The sequence below is a fragment of the Geomicrobium sp. JSM 1781026 genome, assembly GCF_041949955.1.
Lineage (GTDB): Bacteria > Bacillota > Bacilli > Bacillales > Marinococcaceae > Geomicrobium_A.
The window spans coordinates 302,156-320,669 of sequence record NZ_JBHFQF010000006.1 but is presented as its reverse complement, the minus strand read 5'-3'; the positions used below and the strand labels follow the sequence as shown (position 1 = coordinate 320,669).

At 43.8% G+C, this 18,514-nt stretch carries 22 protein-coding genes; 3 read left to right on the top strand and 19 right to left on the bottom strand.

Annotated elements, in window-relative coordinates:
• Positions 1-198: 198 nt before the first annotated feature.
• The gene (locus ACE1TF_RS13290; protein WP_375017404.1) at positions 199-564 is read left to right on the top strand and encodes a hypothetical protein; all 366 of its coding nucleotides are present in this window, start codon (positions 199-201) and stop codon (positions 562-564) included.
• Here the strand turns inward: ACE1TF_RS13290 and ACE1TF_RS13285 are convergent.
• The 14 genes from ACE1TF_RS13285 to ACE1TF_RS13220 all read right to left on the bottom strand — a co-directional run bounded on the left by ACE1TF_RS13285 (position 561) and on the right by ACE1TF_RS13220 (position 10,719).
• A complete protein-coding gene (locus ACE1TF_RS13285; RefSeq protein WP_375017402.1) occupies positions 561-866 on the bottom strand; it encodes a M23 family metallopeptidase in 306 nt (101 codons plus the stop codon). The two genes, ACE1TF_RS13290 and ACE1TF_RS13285, sit on opposite strands and share 4 nt — an antisense overlap.
• Positions 863-1,267, bottom strand: a complete 405-nt coding sequence (locus ACE1TF_RS13280) for a hypothetical protein (RefSeq protein ID WP_375017400.1) — start codon at positions 1,265-1,267, stop codon at positions 863-865. The genes ACE1TF_RS13285 and ACE1TF_RS13280 overlap by 4 nt, the downstream gene beginning before the upstream one ends.
• Positions 1,268-1,593: 326 nt before the next feature.
• Positions 1,594-2,016: a GNAT family N-acetyltransferase gene (locus ACE1TF_RS13275; protein WP_042396639.1), complete on the bottom strand. Its 423-nt coding sequence runs from the start codon at positions 2,014-2,016 to the stop codon at positions 1,594-1,596.
• 17 nt (positions 2,017-2,033) lie between these two features.
• Positions 2,034-2,222, bottom strand: a complete 189-nt coding sequence (locus ACE1TF_RS13270; protein ID WP_375017398.1) for a hypothetical protein — start codon at positions 2,220-2,222, stop codon at positions 2,034-2,036.
• Between the two features lie 281 nt (positions 2,223-2,503).
• Positions 2,504-2,821 (bottom strand): hypothetical protein, encoded by a 318-nt coding sequence (locus ACE1TF_RS13265; RefSeq protein WP_375017396.1) that lies wholly within the window; start codon positions 2,819-2,821, stop codon positions 2,504-2,506.
• Between the two features lie 70 nt (positions 2,822-2,891).
• On the bottom strand, positions 2,892-4,007 hold the full coding sequence (locus ACE1TF_RS13260) for an NADH:flavin oxidoreductase (protein ID WP_375017394.1): 1,116 nt from the start codon (positions 4,005-4,007) through the stop codon (positions 2,892-2,894).
• A gap of 4 nt (positions 4,008-4,011) precedes the next feature.
• Positions 4,012-4,518 (bottom strand): glycosyl-4,4'-diaponeurosporenoate acyltransferase CrtO family protein, encoded by a 507-nt coding sequence (locus ACE1TF_RS13255; RefSeq protein WP_375017392.1) that lies wholly within the window; start codon positions 4,516-4,518, stop codon positions 4,012-4,014.
• A 10-nt stretch (positions 4,519-4,528) separates the two neighbouring features.
• Positions 4,529-5,647 (bottom strand): glycosyltransferase family 2 protein, encoded by a 1,119-nt coding sequence (locus ACE1TF_RS13250; RefSeq protein WP_375017390.1) that lies wholly within the window; start codon positions 5,645-5,647, stop codon positions 4,529-4,531.
• Complete coding sequence (locus ACE1TF_RS13245; protein WP_375017388.1) at positions 5,640-7,145, bottom strand: phytoene desaturase family protein; 1,506 nt, start codon at positions 7,143-7,145, stop codon at positions 5,640-5,642. The genes ACE1TF_RS13250 and ACE1TF_RS13245 overlap by 8 nt, the downstream gene beginning before the upstream one ends.
• A 16-nt stretch (positions 7,146-7,161) precedes the next feature.
• Positions 7,162-8,040: a phytoene/squalene synthase family protein gene (locus ACE1TF_RS13240; protein WP_042396629.1), complete on the bottom strand. Its 879-nt coding sequence runs from the start codon at positions 8,038-8,040 to the stop codon at positions 7,162-7,164.
• A gap of 12 nt (positions 8,041-8,052) precedes the next feature.
• Entirely contained in the window at positions 8,053-9,573 is a 1,521-nt protein-coding gene (locus ACE1TF_RS13235) for a phytoene desaturase family protein (protein WP_375017386.1), read from the bottom strand.
• Positions 9,574-9,601: 28 nt separating this feature from the next.
• Complete coding sequence (locus tag ACE1TF_RS13230) at positions 9,602-9,799, bottom strand: hypothetical protein (RefSeq protein ID WP_042396627.1); 198 nt, start codon at positions 9,797-9,799, stop codon at positions 9,602-9,604.
• Positions 9,800-9,917: 118 nt separating this feature from the next.
• Positions 9,918-10,535: an RraA family protein gene (locus ACE1TF_RS13225; RefSeq protein WP_375017384.1), complete on the bottom strand. Its 618-nt coding sequence runs from the start codon at positions 10,533-10,535 to the stop codon at positions 9,918-9,920.
• A gap of 22 nt (positions 10,536-10,557) precedes the next feature.
• The gene (locus ACE1TF_RS13220; protein WP_375017382.1) at positions 10,558-10,719 is read right to left on the bottom strand and encodes a glycine zipper domain-containing protein; all 162 of its coding nucleotides are present in this window, start codon (positions 10,717-10,719) and stop codon (positions 10,558-10,560) included.
• Between the two features lie 152 nt (positions 10,720-10,871).
• Here ACE1TF_RS13220 and ACE1TF_RS13215 point away from each other — a divergent pair, with 152 nt between their 5' ends.
• The gene (locus ACE1TF_RS13215) at positions 10,872-12,095 is read left to right on the top strand and encodes an MFS transporter (RefSeq protein WP_375017380.1); all 1,224 of its coding nucleotides are present in this window, start codon (positions 10,872-10,874) and stop codon (positions 12,093-12,095) included.
• Between the two features lie 45 nt (positions 12,096-12,140).
• On the top strand, positions 12,141-12,557 hold the full coding sequence (locus ACE1TF_RS13210; protein ID WP_375017378.1) for a hypothetical protein: 417 nt from the start codon (positions 12,141-12,143) through the stop codon (positions 12,555-12,557).
• Positions 12,558-12,573: 16 nt separating this feature from the next.
• On the opposite strand, the gene ACE1TF_RS13205 is transcribed toward ACE1TF_RS13210, so the two are convergent.
• From ACE1TF_RS13205 to parC, 5 genes are all read right to left on the bottom strand, one after another.
• Positions 12,574-13,500: an alpha/beta hydrolase gene (locus tag ACE1TF_RS13205; protein ID WP_375017376.1), complete on the bottom strand. Its 927-nt coding sequence runs from the start codon at positions 13,498-13,500 to the stop codon at positions 12,574-12,576.
• A gap of 2 nt (positions 13,501-13,502) precedes the next feature.
• On the bottom strand, positions 13,503-14,441 hold the full coding sequence (locus ACE1TF_RS13200; RefSeq protein WP_375017374.1) for a phosphotransferase enzyme family protein: 939 nt from the start codon (positions 14,439-14,441) through the stop codon (positions 13,503-13,505).
• 10 nt (positions 14,442-14,451) lie between these two features.
• Positions 14,452-15,453: a D-alanyl-D-alanine carboxypeptidase family protein gene (locus ACE1TF_RS13195; protein ID WP_375017372.1), complete on the bottom strand. Its 1,002-nt coding sequence runs from the start codon at positions 15,451-15,453 to the stop codon at positions 14,452-14,454.
• Positions 15,454-15,534: 81 nt separating this feature from the next.
• A complete protein-coding gene (locus tag ACE1TF_RS13190; RefSeq protein ID WP_375017370.1) occupies positions 15,535-16,050 on the bottom strand; it encodes a metal-dependent hydrolase in 516 nt (171 codons plus the stop codon).
• A 19-nt stretch (positions 16,051-16,069) separates the two neighbouring features.
• Complete coding sequence (gene parC / locus ACE1TF_RS13185; protein ID WP_375017368.1) at positions 16,070-18,514, bottom strand: DNA topoisomerase IV subunit A; 2,445 nt, start codon at positions 18,512-18,514, stop codon at positions 16,070-16,072.

Here is an 18,514-nt window from a genome sequence, read left to right as displayed (position 1 = left end):
TCATTCATTGTATGCTTCCACTATACGACCTTGCTCGTCAACCTCTTCATCACTCTTCTTTTACTTCAGGTTTTCATACAATTTGTGTAAAATGACTATAATTCTCCGTATTCTCTTGTGCTATAATTAATCATCTTTGAACTCTGATTAAGGGGCGCGATTATCATACTAAAGTTCACTCGTTTAGGGATCTTATTCTTGCTGTTAATTGGCTGCAGCACTACTGGTGAAACGTTGGCTGTTGGCAGTTACAAAGACTCGAATACAATTGCATTCCACGATGAAGAAATTAGCGAAGAAAAAGTCATTGACGAAGTTAAAGGTGTCGTAAATGCTTCTGATGAAGCAACTGAATCCCCTGACGGGACTCCAAACATAGTCATCCATGTTAATGACCGGCAAGACTCCACAATGGTTATGAGCATTTATTTGTGGACGGATAGTGGTTCTACACCTATCTTGCTCAGAGGTCATTTGACCGACTCTGAAAAGCAATTTTACCAACTATCTGAAGAGAGCTGGTTCGAAATTAAAGAATTACTTGACTTAGAGGAATACCTTTAATCTACTCCACCAACGCCCATAAATCTTATTCTATCCTTACGTGTTGGAATTCCTTTGTTGACTGTTTCCCATAAGCCATTCTCAAATCTCTCATACTGTTCAAACGCGCAAGGTAATCCGTTTGCAATAGCTATGTCATCGTGATCCATTAATTGAAAATGTAAATGTGGAGCAAAGGAGTTACCAGAATGTCCGACTCTACCAATCAATTCTCCTTGATTTACTCGCTGACCAACTGACACTTGTATTGACCCGGTCTGAAAATGCACGAATGCAGCAAAAACATGCTCAGCACATTTCATAGTGATATAGTTACCAGCAACGGATTGAATGTCATTTTCCTTCGGATTAAAATTACGAGCATTTTTATGAGCGTTACGCAGATCTGAAAGCCACTTCGTCTTCGCTCTTTACACCCGTCCTCTGCTTTAACAACGATTCCGTCACAAGGAGCAAACACTTCTTGACCCCAACAATAATAGTTCTCTATTGGCACACCAAAAAATAAATACTGCCCAAAATTCGTTCGATAGGCTGGCCGACCCTTTCGTTTCCAATCTACTTGAACGAAATCATACGCATACCTTGATCCAAATCGATTCGTGCCGTGACTTGGAATTTTATTGCCTGGTGTGTTTGGACAATACCACTCCCCTCTCAAAGGGAATTCCAAACTGACAGGTTCACGCTTTGCATCAATCATCAGATGCCCCTCCCAAACCCTGCTTTAGACGTCAAGTTCTATTTTACACTCCTAGTTAAGAATGTTTGTTCGAATTTTTCATTCGATAACTTGCCTTATAACTTCCCTCTATAATTGTATGCGTTATTATACCCACTGTTCATGATTCCTGCTCTTCCTTGCCCACATGATGACGATGGAAAATGCAACGATTGACAATAGTATATGAACGAATGTATTACTAGGCGAAGGAACCCAAAAAAAGATTGGCATGCTCACGCTGAAAAAGATGCTATACACGATAATAATTTTCAGCCAATGCCTCTTTAACACACCGAGCAAGCTGCTCACCTCTCCCTATGATTTAGTTTGGCAAATGCGACTAAACTTCCTTGATCACAAGACGTGAATGCATGCTTTTCGTAAAAGGAACGCACCGCTGGTTCATCGTCGGTTAACAATACGAGTTGTCGCACGTGCTTGAAGTCGTTAATCACTTTAGTTAGCAGTGATGACCCTATTCCTGAATGCTGGTACGCTTGTAATACGAGAAGATCTTGGATATAAACGATCGTTTCTCCATCACCTACGATTCGTACAAAACCGATTAATCGGTTTTCGTGCCATGCTGAAACGATCGCTAATGATTGTTCGATTCCAGCCATTAGAGTGGATATATCTTTCGTATATTCCGTCCAGCCTGCATCTTTATAAAGAGCGAGCACGTCTGCACGGGGTAACGTTTTGCTTTTACTGTATGAAATGTTCATTCCTTCAACTCCAATGTTTACTGTTTGTTCATTGATGTAGAGATTTTGTGCAATTCGACATAAATAAGAAGTAGCCAGCCTACGATAAATCCTAGTAAAATTGTTTGAGCAGTTTCAAAGTTCAATGACAGCAAATCAAGAAAAGTGTATACAACAAGTATTAAAATAACGCCACCGAGGGCACTAAAAATCAATCGTAAAAGCATGACCTCTTCACTCCTTCTCCACATGGAATGCTTAAAGTTACTCTTCCCTTAAAAATAGTAAGAATAAACGATTAATTTTATCTATGGTATGTGAAATTATGTTTTTGGCTACCCACTTCGATTTGCTTACTAGGTAAAACAAGAAAAAACCGCCCTAGGCTGGACGGTTTACTTGGTAGGGTCAAACAAAAGGTGGTCTAGCGCTTACCAATATTTGAAGCACATATTAACCATAGCATAGACCTAGTACAATGATCAAATAAAAACACTTAAATCTTTAATTAGCGGAATTTGGCTGGCCATTGTCGAAATACATCAACCCCACGACCATCGGTAATGGAAACTTCCGCATCGTTTGATTGTTGCTTTACTTCTACACGATAAACGAGATGACCCGTTTGATTTTCTTTTTCAAATAGTTCAAGTGTGTACGTTTGATCATTTGCCTTTTGCGCACGATATGATTTCCACGGCAATAGCAAAAGCTGCTCATGCATCTGTTCCAGCTGTTTTAATACCTTCTCTTCACTTTCGTTTCCCGCATTTTCCACAAGCGCAATTGGTTGGTTGCTACGCTTCGTTGTTGTGTATTTGTTCATGGTGCTTCTCCCTCCTGTCAACTTGTCTCTCTTCTACTTCTATACCGCAAATGGCAATCGGGTAAACCTTTTAGACGAGTTCGTTTTCGCGCTCTTTTGAATAAGGGATGACTTGATCCAGTTGTCCTTCTTTTAATTTTGTTGGCCACGCTGCATCAGCAAGTAAGGAGCGGCCGATGGCAACATAATCGAAGTGCCCTTGTCTGATCTGCTCTTCAGTCCAATGGATGTTATCGGTGATGGACGGGTCATGGACTTCTTCGCTTCGGTATGCGCGATCAATACCAATGGAACCGACAGCAATTACCGGTTTCCCTGTCAACTGCTTTGTCCAGGCAGCTAAGTTCCGCTCACTGTCTTCCTCCGGGAACTCCGCTTCCCAAATCCGGCGAGTCGAGCAATGAAAAATATCAACGCCAGCTTCAACGAGTGGCTTCAAAAACGTAGATAATTCCTGTGAATTGCGCGCAATTTTTGCTTCGTAATCAGCGCCTTTCCATTGAGAAAAGCGAAAAACGATTGGGAATTCCGGGCCTACAGCTGCTCGACAAGCACGCACAATATCGATGGCAAACGTCATTCGTTTTTCAAGGGTTCCTCCATACCGATCGGTACGGTGATTCGTACGGGACCAGAAAAACTGATCAATTAAGTATCCGTGTGCTCCGTGAAGTTCAATCCCGTCGAAACCGATGTCTTTTGCATCTTTGGCCGCATTAGCATATTGCTTCACTAAATCTTCAATTTCGGATGCTGTTAACTCATGGATCCCTTCTACCGGTTCCCCTTTTAAGCTGTAGCCAGAAGGGCTTACTGGAGCCGCTTCGGGATTCGGCAAACTGCCCGCTTTTCTCGCTGCCCCGACGTGCCAAAGTTGTGGAATAATTTTTCCACCGGCTCGGTGAACTTCAAAAACAACTCGTTTCCATCCTTGGAGGGCGTCATCACCATGAAAGCGTGGGATTTGATCGGACATGACCGCCGCCGGATGATTGATCGCTGTTCCTTCAGTAATGATTAAGCCGACACCGTTGGTCGCGCGTTTTGCGTAATAACTAGCCACATCTTCACCTGGTATGCCTTCTGGTGAAAACATTCTTGTCATCGGAGCCATTGCAATTCGGCTTTGCAAGTGACTGTTCTTAAACGGGGCTTGGTCGAGTAGTGTGCTACCTAAGTTGTTCATGTTCCTAAGTCTCCTCTTTTGTTCGTTTTCGTTTTTTCATTCTCACGACCCGTGAAAGCCGTCCGCGGTTGAAGCGTTGCAATATAATGATCGGTACGTTGATCACGAGTGCATAAACGACCATGAGCCAAGCTGCCCATAATGGGTTCCATAAAAAGAATAAAGCGGCAGGAACAATGCTTAACCAATGAGTAACTTCCGCACGTTTTGACTCCGTGATAAAGTTGTCAAAATAACCAATACTACGGTCCTGCAATTCCCTCTTTTCAAAACCACCCTCAAACATTTTTGCACCGTCAGGGACGATATGTTTCCACTTTTTTACACGTGTGAGAGTTTGCCAAACCTCCCCTTCTCGCTCCCAATTTCGGATACGTAATAAGCGGATGTTCTTTTGAAAAAAATGATCTGGAACTTTTAGCATTGCGTAAGAAACGGCGATATGAAAGAAACCCCAAGCCACAATATTTACGACGAGAAGCCAAACGAATGAAAGTTCTACAAGTGGCATAAAGATCCCCCTACACTCGGATTTTTCGACCGCGCCAAGTGACCGTTTGCTTCACTTTTGTATAATAGACCGACCGCATAAAGAGTAGGGTAAAGAAAACAAAGAAGATAAAATGCAATGGATATACCCACCAGTGAAAGCTTCCAACCTGTCGACCGACCGCATACAGTTGCAACGTAAACAGTGCGAATAACAGTACACTCGTTGCGACAAAAGCGCCATTCCCAACGACGAGCGAAAGGACGAGTGCAGGCAAAGCTAAAAACCCACCGCTAATCCAAATGCTGATTAATGTTGTGACGAGGGGGTGCGTCGATTGTGATGCGGTGGCGAAATTCTTAGTCCATCCTTCAATGAGTGGACGCAACCCTTCAGGATACATTTGAAAATGAATCAATCCTTTGCCACTGAAACAGTCGACGGGCAAATCAACGTGCTGGTAAGCCTCACCGAGTGCCAAATCATCCATCACTGCCCCGCTAATCTTCTTATGTCCCCCCGAAGCGAAATAGTCTGTACGGTTCGTCACGATACATGGCCCGAACGAGCCCGCTCCTTTAAACGACCACGGGGTAAATACATTCATCCCCGCCATTACGATCATATTAAAAATAAACGATAGGTTTTCATATGGCTTTGTAACCGTATGAAACGGTTGTACGGAGAGAATGCCGCGAGAGCCCGATGTTTGATAAGCACCGATGAGCTCATCTATGCTCGTGTTTTTATAAAAGCGCGTGTCTGCATCCAGGAACAATAAAATTTCGCCACTCGCAGCAGTTGCTCCTTGCCAACATGCCGCAGATTTACCAATCCAACCGTCTTCCACTTGAGTGTTGGCAATCACTCGTGCTCCAAATGAACGTGCAAACTCCGCTGTCTGATCGGTAGAGTCATCGTCAATGACGAGCACTTCCATGTTCGGGCGACTTTTAGGCTGAATGGACGCGAGTAGTGGGCCTAGCCGTTTTTCTTCATTTCGAGCTGGGATAATAATGGATACTTGTGCTTCGCCAGACGTTTCATGCGGTTCGTCTGCAATTTTAGGCATGCGCCAAAGCATGAGCAAACAACTTACAGTTGCCATAAAAACGAAAGCAAAACTAACGGTCAACCCCCATTCAATCATCGTTTGCCCCCTGTTCAGCTTGAACAATACGTTCACTAACTTGTTGACCGCTCAGTGTAACCATTGGCATCCCGCTACCTGGATTTACCGTACCGCCAACAAAGTAAAGGTTTCGATATTTGCTGCTCTGTTTCGGGTGTTTGAATCCTTGGTTTATTTTTTTATTAGAGACCGTTCCATAGATTGAGCCTCGATGGGAATAATAATTTCGTTCAATATCTTCAGGCGTCCAAAAATCTTCCGTAATAATGTGCTTTCTTAAATCTTTCAAACCCATGCGCTCCAGCTTTGTGAGCACAACATCTCGAAATTCTTCATAATCTGCACTTGTAAACGGGCGGTCTTGGATCGGTGGGATGTGCGGGAGAATCTTAATGTTTTCGCACCCAGCGGGTGCTTGTGAAGGGTCTGTTTTGTTCACATTCACAAGATAAATCGTCGGATCTGTCGGCAGTTGCTTATCGTGAAAAATCCGCGTCATTTGTTCCTTAAGGTTGTCTGGATAAAAGAAATTATGATGAGCGAGCTCGGGATACGTCCGGTTCACACCGATGTGCATGACTATACCCGAACTAGAAGGCTCGAATTTCTTTTCTAATTTCTCAACAAACGGTTCATCCTCTTGCAGTAAATGCTTGTACGCAGGAATCACTTCCATATTGGAAACGAAATAATCCGCATGAATTTGTTCACCGTTTGCGAGCTCAGCGCCTACAACCCGATGATCTTGAGTATGTAACCGTGAGATTTCTGTCGATGGATGAAAGTTAACCCCCACTTCTTTTCCTAAACGGACGAGAGCTTCTGCTAACTTGTGCATTCCCCCGTGTATGTACCATGCGCCTTCTTTGTGTTGCATGTAAAGAAGCATGTTCAATATTGCTGGAGCGTCGTACGGTGAGGATCCAACATACTTAATCATGTACGCCAGCATATCCCGTAAGTGTGGGTTTTTAATCCGCTTATCAATACCGTCAAACATCGAATGAAAAAGATCAAATTGCGTTAACGTCTCTTTCATTCCGTGATGCTTGAGAATATCACGAACGTTGTCACTTCCTTCACCAAAATACCCTTTCTCCGTTACATCGTATAACTTTTTGGAGTAAGCTAATAGCTTTTCATAGTCTTTCTTATCTTCCGGTGTTAACGACGGATTGTGTTCGGAAAACATCTGTTGTAGATTCTGGTGCAGATCGATTTTTACCCCGTCAGGGAAAAATGAGCGCCACTCCACATCTAACCTGGATATCGTAACATAGTCACTCATCCGTTTGTCGCTACGATGAAAAAGCCGCTCAAAAATCCGCGGCATCGTTAAAATTGACGGACCGAGATCAAAACCGAATCCGTCTTGTTCCAAGCGATTTAGCTTGCCACCTAAATGGGCATTCTTCTCGTAAAGAGAGACGTCAAATCCTGATTGGGCAAGTGAAATTGCGGCTGATATGCCACCTAGCCCTCCGCCGATAACGACGATTTTCTTCGAGGTTGTCACACTCGTCTGCCTCCATTCATGATTCGGACTGAACCGTCTCGAGTGATAGTTCCCCCGTAAGTCGAATCATTTCTTCTTTTCGTACATAATTCCTTGTCGTAAAACATTGATAGTCATTGTCTCGCACCGCATTTAATATGGCACGGTAAACGGTAGACGCATAGCCGACAGGTAATTGGCTGTCAGCATCAAAATGGTGAAGCTCGCTCATAAATTCATCGTAGCGACTTTCTGCGCGTGCAGCCATTTGTTCCCACAGCATAATAAAGTTGTCGTTGATCGTTGATGTTGATAAATCCTCGATCGTGTAGGCAAATCGATTCATTTCTTGTACAGGTAAATAGACGCGCGACATCTCACGATAATCCTCGCCTATATCCCGAAGAATATTCGTAAACTGCATACCGATACCGAGGCTGATTGCTTGAGACGTTAAATCGCGATCCGTCTCACTTGCAATAATCGGCAGCAACATTAAGCCTACTGTACCCGCAACATAATAGCTGTACTGTTCGACGTCCTCAACCGTTTCTAATCGCTCAAATGCAATATCCATGCGTTGACCCTTGATCTGATCGAAAAACGGCTGAATATCCATTTCGTAACGTTGGAAAACGTCTCGTAGAGCTCGCCACATCGGTTGATCAATCACATACCCTTTTTGGAACAAGCTTAAATCGTGCTCCAGTTGATCGACTTCATGTAATCGTTTATTCGCCGGTGCATGTTGGTCAGCGCGATCGTCTGCAAATCGACAGAACGTATAGATGGCAAAGACCGCCTTTGCTTTCTCTTTAGGCAATTGCTTAAATGTGAAATAAAAGCTTTTCGAGTTCTCTTTAATGATCGATTCACAATAGGTATAGTCCCGTTCAAGTTGTGCTAGATTCGTCATACCGATTCCTCCTTAAGAAGTTGCCTGTGTTCCTCTGTCATCTAAGAGCAGCTCCTCTGTAGCAATCTTTGCGGAAAGCAATACAATCGGCACCCCTGCACCAGGATGTGTACTACTACCCGTAAAATATAAGTTCTCGCAGTTCTTTGCTTTACTTTGCGGACGTAAATGATTGCTTTGGGTAAGCGTTGGTCTCAAGCCAAAGCATGCGCCGTTGTATGCATTAAACTTGTCTCTAAAGTCAATCGGCGTCATATACGATTCAGATACAATCTCATCCTCAACGGATTTGAAAGGCTCCATTTTTGCTATTGACTGCAATACGTGATTGCGGTAATAGGCAATCGTTTCTTCGTTCCATTGATCTTTGGACGTGGAAAGCTCAGGAACGGGGACGAGGATGTATAACCCATCTTTCCCTTCAGGGGCAAGGTCCGCATCCATTTTGGAACCAATGTACACATAAAATGACGGGTCTTCCAAACGCTCTCCACTAAAAATATCGTCCAAATTTTTTCTTAGATCATCACTAAAAACGAAATTATGGACGTTTTTCACATCGTCATATTTTCGGTCCATTCCAAGATACATAATGAAACAAGAACATGAATATTTCATACTGTCGATCTTTTTATCGGTATACTTCCCTTTTGCCACCGTGTCCTTCACGAGCGTTTTCATTGCGTAAGGGAAGTCGGCATTGCACATGACAAAGTCGCTGTTTATCACTTCTCCGTTTACACGAATGCCTTTTGCTTGCTGATTGTGAATGACAATTTCATCGACATTCGTGTTGTAGTGCACACGTCCACCGAGTTCTTTAAACAATCTTTCCATCGAGGTAGCCATCGTATGCATGCCACCTTTAATGAACCATACTCCGTACAACATCTCAATCATCGGAATGATCGTATATAAAGACGGCCCTTGAAAAGGCGAAATACCAATATACAGTGTTTGAAAGCTTATCATGTGTTTGAGCCGCTCATCTTTAATGTACTTACTAATAAAACGGTCTGCACTTCCAAATGTTTTCAACTTCAACCCTTGGCGAATCATCGCCGGTGTGTAAAAATCCGAAGCATTTCGAAATGGGCGTTGAATAAAGTGATTCTTCGCAACGAGAAACCGCTCATAAATCTTTTCCAAGTACGTGAAAAACCCTTGCGTATCTTCCTCGCTAATATTTTCTAACGTCTCCGTTAATTTGACGAGGTCTGTAGACACTTCGTGATGGTCGTCCTTTTGTTCACCGAAAAATACAGAATACAATGGATCAATCGGCTCCATCGGTATGTAGTCATCAGGGTCTTTACCTGCAAGTTCGAACACTTCTCGATACAATTCAGGCATCATAACGATGCTTGGCCCGAGGTCAAATTGATAGCCATCTTGTTTAATGACGTTCATTTTACCACCAGGGGTTGATTCTTTTTCATATAAGTCAACTTGGTAGCCAGCGTGCTGAAGGCGAATGGCGCTCGCTAATCCTGCTACACCTGCACCAATGACGATTACACTTTTCTTATTCATGGATCATTTACCGCTCCATTCGTTTCAATTACTCTGATTGTGGATTTCTTAAGGCGTGTACATGTGAAACGATAAATGTTTCTAAATCGATCTGTGCGTCCCCTTGATCGGCGAGACGATGCTCATCAAATGCTCGGCCAATTCCTACATAGTCATGCTCGTATACTTGAGACTGTCCAATTTTCATTGCATCTAATACATTTTTAATATGGGATATTTTCACCATAGAAATGTGCACCTCACAATTTAGATGGATTGTATCGCTACTTTATTCACTGTTTATAAAGTGCCATTCCCCTTCTGTTCATTTTAAAACCTTTTCAGAGTAAAATACTCTTCTTTCCTTACTGTTTTGACAAAACAGACCGAATGTATTCGTCGACTTTTAAAGGATCTTCTCCAATATGGTTTGCTCGTTGCTCATCTTTATCTAATTTGTTCATTGCCGCTCGATAGACTTCTTCCATTTGCGATTTTGGAACAACGACGACACCATCTCTGTCTGCGACAACGAGGTCTCCTGGGTGAACAACAACCCCGCAAACAGAAATGGGTATTTGCAGTTGTCCTCTGACATTCTTTTTCCCTGCTGCAGGCGTAGTACCTAGGCAAAAGACCGGGAAATTAAGCGCTTGTATATCGGAAAGATCCCGGATAACGCCATTAACAACAATTCCGCCAAGTTTCTTCGTTTTTGCGAGCCCAATGATGAAATCCCCGGCAATCGCAGCATTTCGTTCTCCTTTACCGTCAATAACAAGCACATCACCAGGTGACGCAGCTCCAATCGCCTCGAGCACACTCACATTTTCACCACCTGGAATACTGACAGTAAACGCTCGTCCCGCTGTGTGCCACGACGCGGTTAGCGGAAAAATCCCTTGACTCATATGATTCAAACCTGACAAACCATCAGATATCGCTGTCGTCGGCAACTCTTTAAATGATTCCCACGTAGACATGTTTTCGTTCACTCCTTTACGTTTACTTTGGTTTTTTAAATGCGACAGATCCAACACCAAATAATAGCCCTAAGCCGATGCCGACTGCGAGATTGTTAATGACCAACCCAACGACCATGCCGATCAAAAAGCCAATCCCAATTCTAGCGGCAATCTTCTTGTTCTTTTCTTTTTCTTCACTCATGAGAAAAATCCTCCTGTTTCTAGATGTATTCACAATGTATCATACTCGAGTCACTGTAGAATCTAGAAAGGCTTACAAGTTTTTGATTTTTTTCGTCAATGACTTCGCTTGTTACGTTGTCTAAAGAAAGCAACCGTTAAGGAGCGTTTATCGTGACAGAAACCGTTTGGCGTAACAAACCGTATGGACTGATGATTGTATCGCAAACATTTTCTTCGTTTGCAGATTGGATGTTTCTCCTCTCCGCCCTCACGATTGCAGGCGTTCATCTGAATGCGAGTTCTATTGAAATGTCGCTTTTAATGCTTGCGTTCATCTTACCTCAACTTCTTATTTCTCCGATTGCTGGAAGTCTGAGTGATCGGTTTGACCGGAAACGAGTCATTATCTTCTCGAATATCGGCCGATCAGTGGTCGTCTTATGCGTTGTGTTTGCCGTTTTTAGCATGTGGCAATTGATGATTATCATGGGCTTGCTTAGTACGTTCTCCAGTCTTTTTATTCCTGCAAAAAACGGAAAGCTTAAAGAAATACTAAGTGACGACCAATTGCAACAAGGCGTTGCGATTAGCGGAATGATCGACAATGCTAGCAAAGTACTCGGCCCTTCGCTTTCCGGCTTCCTGCTCGCACTCTTCTCTACCCAGTCTTTGTTTTTATTTATTAGTGGAAGTTACGTTCTATCTGTGCTCACACTCTTATTTTTAAATAAGAGTGTGCCGATTGAGCAAACAGAAGAAAAACCCGCGGTTTCATTCAGCCAAGGATTCCGAGAAATCCGTGTTCATACCTCTATTTACACCGGCTTAATGGTACTTGCAACGTGCATGTTTTTCTTACAACTCGTCGACTCTCAACTCGTGATCTTTCTCACTCAAACGATGCAATCCGCTGAGCAAACGTTAGGAATGGCGATAGCGGCAAGTGGGTTCGGAACACTCATTGCAGCGTTTTACTTGAGCAAAAAAATACTTGTCCATTTTGAAAAATATCAACGCGTTGCTACAAGCGTATTAGGATGTTCCTTTTTATTCATCTTAGTCGTAAGTGTACTACCTGAGGAATTAATGATGGTATTGATTCCCATTTGCTTTTTGTTTGGTGGAGGAGCTTTTGGTTGTGTGCTTGTGTCGTTTCAAATCTACGTGCAAAAAACGATTCCTGTTCAAAGTACGGGTCGCATTTTCGGTGCGATTTCAAGCGTAACGAGCGGTGCATCGATTTTTGGCTTATTGCTCGGTGGAGTAAAGGCTGAACTGTTTGGCGTCCATTTTGTCTACTTCGTCGTCGGTACAGCTCTCGTGTTGTTGTCACTCGTTTTATTTATTAAACAACGGGCGGTTGCGCGTCGAAATCGTGAAAATCAAACGATGTAACAATGATAGACCGTTCACCGTCTAATCGAAAAAGGGGGTATTGAAATGAGTTGGAAACGGCTATTGGTTCTTTTGCTCATAACCTTATGCGCAGCGTGTACCGATACGAGTGATCCGTATTCAGATAATTATGAATCCAAACTAGCTACTGCTCATATCGATTCGGTCGCGTTATATGAAATGGTTAGCTTCAGAGATGTCGGCGAGCCCATCGTGACATTTCATGACACCGACACCGTTCAATCCATCCAAGGGTTGCTCGTTGAAAGAGAGAAAGAGAGTCAACCGAGTGTTGTTGATACGGTTGACCCTCCGTATTTACTCGATTTCGACGGCATCAAATACCATCTTTGGCTTTTTGAACAAGGGGTTGCAAGCTTCCAGTATACTGAAAAAAATGATGCTCATTTTAGCTTTACTGAAAACGAAACCGAGCAACTACGTGGGCTTCTCGGCATGTAATTGCTCGGTACGATCGTTAACTGTGCTGTGAGATCCATGAAAAAACGCGATCTTCATATTCTTGTGGATCGGTATGATAGGAATTCCCGTGCTCAGCACCCGTTACAACATAAAGTGCTTTTTCACCAGCTGCTCGTTTATACAACTCATACACCATCGACGTTGGCACAAAAGAGTCGTCTCCTCCATGAATGAATAGCGTTGGCAGTGTAGAACGCTGAACAAAATCTACCGGGGACGCATCTTTAAATGAATAGCCTGCACGCATTTTCGTAATCACACTCGTTAAAGGAACGAGTGGGTATCGAGGCAGTTTATACATCCGTTGCAGTTGATAAGCGAGCAAAGGGCTTAAGGAAGAGAATGAGCAATCGGAAATAACGGCTTTTACCTGCTCGGATAACGTTCTTTCGCCACTCGTCATGAGCACTGTCGCAGCGCCCATTGAAACACCGTGCAAAATAATGCTGTCGTTCGGTCGTCGTCTTCCAATCCAATTGACCCAAGAGACGTAATCTTCACGTTCATGATAGCCAAAACCGATGTAATTCCCTTCACTCTTCCCGTGACCACGTGCGTCAGGGAGCAGCACGTTGTATCCTTTTTTTACATACATCTGAGCCCAATCTTTCATGTCTTGAGCTTGTCCTGCATAGCCGTGGGCGATAATGACCGTTTTTCCTAGCGTAATGTCACCATTAATATAAAACCCATGAAGACGAAAACCGTCCGTGGATTGCTCGTTCACTTCCACAGCATCGTAAGCCCGCAACCAATCGTCCGTAACATCCTGATGCTCAAAAAAGTCATCTTGCAAATCTGCACTACCTTCCAAGAAATCTTTCGGTGCTCGTTTGATCGCGACAGAGTAAAAATATGTACCCGCTCCAATCAAACCTGCGGCGGCTGCAACTCCACCAGCTAGCCAGCCTTTTTTCTTCATTCTTATTCCTCTTTTCTCCCGTCGATTCGAAACTGGTCAATATTTTGGACGATACTGACTGCACTTTCAAATCTGCTCACTTGCTCTTGACGCGCCCAATCCTCTTCCACTTCTGCCATTAACCACATCACTTCGTCAAGAAATACGTGTTTAACTGCTTGATGCCACCAGGGAAGGTCTGATGCGCCTACTTCGTAGTATTCATTGTACCCTTCCATAAACGACGCCCATTCATCCGGAGTAAATGCACGATGAGGGGCAGAAGCCATTTCATTATGGAATAATAATAACACCAACGCGAGATCAAAAATGGCAGGTACGTAACCGGCATTATCAGGGTCAATGAGTACCGGTGATGAATCGGTATAGAGTAGGTTGTTCGCTTTATAATCATGTGGGGTTAACACGTATTTGAGCGGTGCATTGCCGAGCTCGTCTTGAGCATCGACCGCGGCCGCAAACGTTTGCTCGAGTTGGTCAAGAGGGATCAGAGACTGTGCACGAATGGCATGCTCACGAATTTTTGCCATACTTTCTTTTACCTCATGGTGATAAAAATCAAACACATCGTATACTGGCAGTTTCCACGTATTTTGACCTTCGGATTGTTGATGGATTTGGCCGAGTAGCTTTCCAGCTTCTCGAATTTGCTTTTGTGTGCCGGTATATGCATTTCCCTTTATGAAAGGGTACACGACAAAGCAATCGTCACCAACCTGAATGGGGTTTGGTGACGAAAGTAGGGCAGGTGTTACAATTCTCACACCTGCTTCTTTAAGTGACGTCGTAAATTGCATGAGCCGTTTTGCGTTGGTTAAAGGGCTTTGGGTTTTCTTAATCACGTATTCGCCGACTCGATATACCGGTGCATATGCGTACAGACTCTCAGGCGAATGCGTTTCATTAAGACCAAATGCGTCGATCAGTGATTTTATTTCCATACCGCACCCCTTAATCGTTTGTTGAAGTAAGCAAACTTCCGTTTCCATAGTGGGAGAAACCTGCTTCCAGCAGTTGCTCGGTTTGTTTGAAGCGTTCGCTAGAACTACTCGTACGCATCACAACAGAAATCAGTCGCGTCCCTTCACGCTCTGCGGTACCAATAAACGCATATCCTGCCGCTCTCGTATAACCTGTTTTCAAGCCATCCATTCCTGGCATGCCAACTTCCATGAGAAATGAGTCGTCTGGCCATTCTCCATTTTCGTTCCAATCATCTTCACGTTCAAGTAGTTGATTGGTATTAATAAATCGTTCATTCGTAAAAGAAAGAGAAAAAAAGGGCTGTTTCGTCAATTCAACCACTTCCGGGAAATGTTGCAACAAATAAAAACCTAGCAATGCTGTATCTTCTGCTGTAAGTGTTGACTCAGTACCCCGACCATCGAGTGGAAGACCGTGACTATTCACGAAATTGGCGTGTGTCGACAAGCCTAATTCCTCTGCTTTAGCATTCATCCGATCAACAAACGCTTCTTCCGAACCAGCCAAATGCTCAGCAAGTGCCACGGTCGCATCGTTTGCAGAAGCGAGTGCCATCGCCGAAAACAAATCTTGAACTTGCCATTCTGACCCATATTGAAGGTACATCGTACTTCCCCCGGTTTCGGCTGCCGTCTCACTAATCGTCACAAATTCATCGCGATCGACTTCTCCATGAGTAACTGCTTCCAACACAAGGTACATACTCATCATTTTAGACATGCTCGCAGGTGGCAACGGTTGCCTGGCGTTCTTTTGCCACACGAGTTGACCGTTATCGGCATTAATGACAATGGCAGCGTCAGCCCCAATGTCACGCGGGCTAACGTCTGAAAGCATTGAAATATTAGACTTTTCTGGAGGTGTGAGTTTCTTTAGGCTCAGCCCATCAGTAGCTGCTTGTGCGCCAAACGTTGAAAAACATACACTCACGATGAAGAAACAAAGAAGTGACTTCAAAAATGTTTGCATCAGCTCTCCTCTTTTACATAAGACCTTATACACATAGTATATGACAATTGTCATTGTTCGACAACGCTCATTTGGGTGTGACTAGTGAATCACACCCATAACCGTTAATGTGTAATAGCTAACCCAAAGAACGCACACAACCCACACACTTCCCTCTCCTAGCAATGATCCCGTTCTTGTATGAAAAGGAAAGCGGACGGTCTGGCTGATTGGATAGAAAAGTTGAATCCCGCGGGATGTAAGCATATCCAATAAAAAATGACTAATCATCCCGAGCATGATTCCGACTTGCAGCATGAGGCCAAATTGACCGGGGATTAAACCAACAACAACCCCAATGATAAGTAAAAAAATAAGACTGTGTGTGAAGGTTCGATGTCCGAACAGGCGCCGGATGGTTGTAGATAGCAGCGACACGCGACTGCCTGCTTTTGAATTCGGCTGACAAATATCAGGGAGCAGCCCTCCAAAGAGAGCTGCTCCGCCGTAAACAGCCAATTCGACACCTGTTGCTGCAGTGGCCCAGTTGTCTGGAGCAAATGTATCATACGCTGCGGCAAGGGCCAGCGCCCCGACGAGATGCGTACCGGCTTTCATAATTGTTCTCCGTTCTATATTATTCTTCTTTCGTCAGTTCATGATGAATATATGGCCAAACGTCGACGACTTCTCCATTTGCTTCTGTGTCCACCAAATAAGAACCTGTCTGATAGCGGTCATAATCTTTAGTTGGTAAGTCGGCAATCTTCAACATGTCGTTCTTGTCGGTAAATACCATCACTTCGTGAAGCTCATCTGTATTCGGATACACACCTACCGTCGTGTGTGGGCTTTTCTTCAATTCTCGTAACATCGTGAGGCCCCGTTTGGCTCGGTTTGCAACTGGGAATTCACTCACTTTCATTCTCTTTACCGCCCCGCGTTGCGTCATGAGTAGTACGTGACGAAGCGATTGCTCAAGAAATGTGAATGCAGAAACGACACAATCATCTTCTTTAAGTGACATTCCTTTTACACCTGAAGCACGCTGGCCGACAACATTTACATCTGATTCCTTAAATCTGAGTCCATAACCTTTTTGCGTAAACATCATTAACTCGTGCGTGCCATCGGTTTGCGAGACATGAACGACTCGATCATCACCTTTTAGCTTAACCGCAATGAGTGCTCGAGCAAATCGCTGCGACTGATACTCATTTAATAAGGACCGCTTTGCCATCCCATTTTTTGTGAAAAACACTAAATAGTGATCGTCTTTAAACTCGGAAATCGGCATCGCCCGAACAATTCGATCGTCCGCGGCCACATTGGCAAGGTTTGCGATATGCTGACCGGTATCTTTCCATCGAATGTCTGGAATTTGATGCACAGGGATATACATGTATTGTCCTTTTTCCGTAAAGATGAGCAACGTTTCCGTCGTGTTCATCTCTTTAAAAAACTGCAAGTCATCAGTATCTTTCATCCCGGGCCGTTCGCCGTTGGATGCAGTGAAAGATCGCACGCTTGTTCGTTTTATATACCCTTCACGACTGACCGTAACAATGACGTCTTCTTGTGGAATCATCGTTTGCATATCAATCTTTAACTCTTCAACTGCAGCTTGGACAATGGTTCGTCGCTCATCTTTAAATGTCTTTTGTATATGTTTCAATTCTTTCTTGATCGTCTGGATGAGTTTCTTCGGGTTCTCAATGATTTGTCGGAGCTGTTCAATCGTCTCCTGTAGTTTTGCCGCTTCCTCTTGTAACGTTTGAATATCCGTGTTCGTCAAGCGGTACAGTTGCAAGTTCACAATCGCTTCTGATTGCGGTTCGCTAAACCCAAAGCGCTCCATAATGTTCTCTTTTGCATCGCGTTTGTCTTTAGACTGGCGAATAAGTGCAATTAGTTCATCCAATACACTAATCGCCTTGATCAACCCTTCAACGATATGCGCACGGTTTTGTGCTTGATTAAGATCGTGCTGGCTACGATTTAACACGACTTGTTTTTGATGATCCAAAAAAGATACGAGAAGCGCTTTTAAGCCCATCAACTTAGGCGTTTTTTCTGATATGGCTACCATATTGAAGTTATAGTTCACTTGCAAATCAGTATGCTTGTATAAGTAATGCAAAATGCTTTTTGCATCGGCTTCCTTTTTCAGCTCCACAACAATTCGAAGCCCTGTTCGATCCGTATCATCACGAACTTCAGCAATGCCATCGATTTTTTTGTCAAACCGAATTTCATCCATACGCTTGACGAGGCTCGCCTTAACAATTTCATATGGAATCTCGGTAATGACAAGCTGCTCTTTCCCGCCACGTAACGACTCAACGTCTACTTTCGCACGGAGAATAACTTTGCCTTTACCTGTTTCATATGCTTGTTTTAACCCTTCTGTTCCTTGAATGGTTCCACCACCAGGGAAGTCAGGACCTTTGATGACAGTCATCAAGTCGTCGACATTCGCTGTCGGTCGATCCAAAACAAGCATCGCACCGTCAATCACTTCGGCGAGGTTGTGCGGAGGAATGTCTGTTGCATACCCCGATGATATTCCGGTTGAACCGTTAACGAGTAAATTCGGGAAATGACCCGGCAAAACAACCGGTTCTTCTTCGGTGTCATCGAAGTTTGGAATGTACTGTACGGTATCTTTTTGGATATCGCGAAGCATCTCTTCTGCTAAAGCTGACAACCGCGCCTCTGTGTACCGCATTGCAGCAGGTGGATCTCCATCAATTGAGCCATTGTTTCCGTGCATGGAGACAAGCGCATTGCGTATCTTCCATGATTGGCTCATTCTCACCAGTGCTTCATACACTGAAGAATCCCCGTGGGGATGATAGTTACCAATAACGTTCCCGACGGTTTTCGCAGCTTTTCTAAAAGGTTTGTCAGAGAGGTTGTTGTCCCGTAACATCGCGTAAAGAATTCTTCTTTGCACCGGTTTTAGTCCATCTCTTGCGTCGGGAAGCGCTCGTTCTTGAATGATATATTTACTGTATCTTCCAAACCGATCACCTAGCACTTCCTCAAGGGGCAAGTCTAAATACTTTTCCGCTTCATGCAC

Bases quoted from the DNA above. Each gene is read 5' to 3' on its own strand.
- ACE1TF_RS13285 (WP_375017402.1), bottom strand. From the start codon at position 866: ATGAAATGTGCTGAGCATGTTTTTGCTGCATTCGTGCATTTTCAGACC.
- ACE1TF_RS13280 (WP_375017400.1), bottom strand. From the start codon at position 1,267: ATGATTGATGCAAAGCGTGAACCTGTCAGTTTGGAATTCCCTTTGAGA.
- ACE1TF_RS13275 (WP_042396639.1), bottom strand. From the start codon at position 2,016: ATGAACATTTCATACAGTAAAAGCAAAACGTTACCCCGTGCAGACGTG.
- ACE1TF_RS13270 (WP_375017398.1), bottom strand. From the start codon at position 2,222: ATGCTTTTACGATTGATTTTTAGTGCCCTCGGTGGCGTTATTTTAATA.
- ACE1TF_RS13265 (WP_375017396.1), bottom strand. From the start codon at position 2,821: ATGAACAAATACACAACAACGAAGCGTAGCAACCAACCAATTGCGCTT.
- ACE1TF_RS13260 (WP_375017394.1), bottom strand. From the start codon at position 4,007: ATGAACAACTTAGGTAGCACACTACTCGACCAAGCCCCGTTTAAGAAC.
- ACE1TF_RS13255 (WP_375017392.1), bottom strand. From the start codon at position 4,518: ATGCCACTTGTAGAACTTTCATTCGTTTGGCTTCTCGTCGTAAATATT.
- ACE1TF_RS13250 (WP_375017390.1), bottom strand. From the start codon at position 5,647: ATGATTGAATGGGGGTTGACCGTTAGTTTTGCTTTCGTTTTTATGGCA.
- ACE1TF_RS13240 (WP_042396629.1), bottom strand. From the start codon at position 8,040: ATGACGAATCTAGCACAACTTGAACGGGACTATACCTATTGTGAATCG.
- ACE1TF_RS13235 (WP_375017386.1), bottom strand. From the start codon at position 9,573: ATGAATAAGAAAAGTGTAATCGTCATTGGTGCAGGTGTAGCAGGATTA.
- ACE1TF_RS13230 (WP_042396627.1), bottom strand. From the start codon at position 9,799: ATGGTGAAAATATCCCATATTAAAAATGTATTAGATGCAATGAAAATT.
- ACE1TF_RS13225 (WP_375017384.1), bottom strand. From the start codon at position 10,535: ATGTCTACGTGGGAATCATTTAAAGAGTTGCCGACGACAGCGATATCT.
- ACE1TF_RS13220 (WP_375017382.1), bottom strand. From the start codon at position 10,719: ATGAGTGAAGAAAAAGAAAAGAACAAGAAGATTGCCGCTAGAATTGGG.
- ACE1TF_RS13210 (WP_375017378.1), top strand. From the start codon at position 12,141: ATGAGTTGGAAACGGCTATTGGTTCTTTTGCTCATAACCTTATGCGCA.
- ACE1TF_RS13205 (WP_375017376.1), bottom strand. From the start codon at position 13,500: ATGAAGAAAAAAGGCTGGCTAGCTGGTGGAGTTGCAGCCGCCGCAGGT.
- ACE1TF_RS13200 (WP_375017374.1), bottom strand. From the start codon at position 14,441: ATGGAAATAAAATCACTGATCGACGCATTTGGTCTTAATGAAACGCAT.
- ACE1TF_RS13195 (WP_375017372.1), bottom strand. From the start codon at position 15,453: ATGCAAACATTTTTGAAGTCACTTCTTTGTTTCTTCATCGTGAGTGTA.
- ACE1TF_RS13190 (WP_375017370.1), bottom strand. From the start codon at position 16,050: ATGAAAGCCGGTACGCATCTCGTCGGGGCGCTGGCCCTTGCCGCAGCG.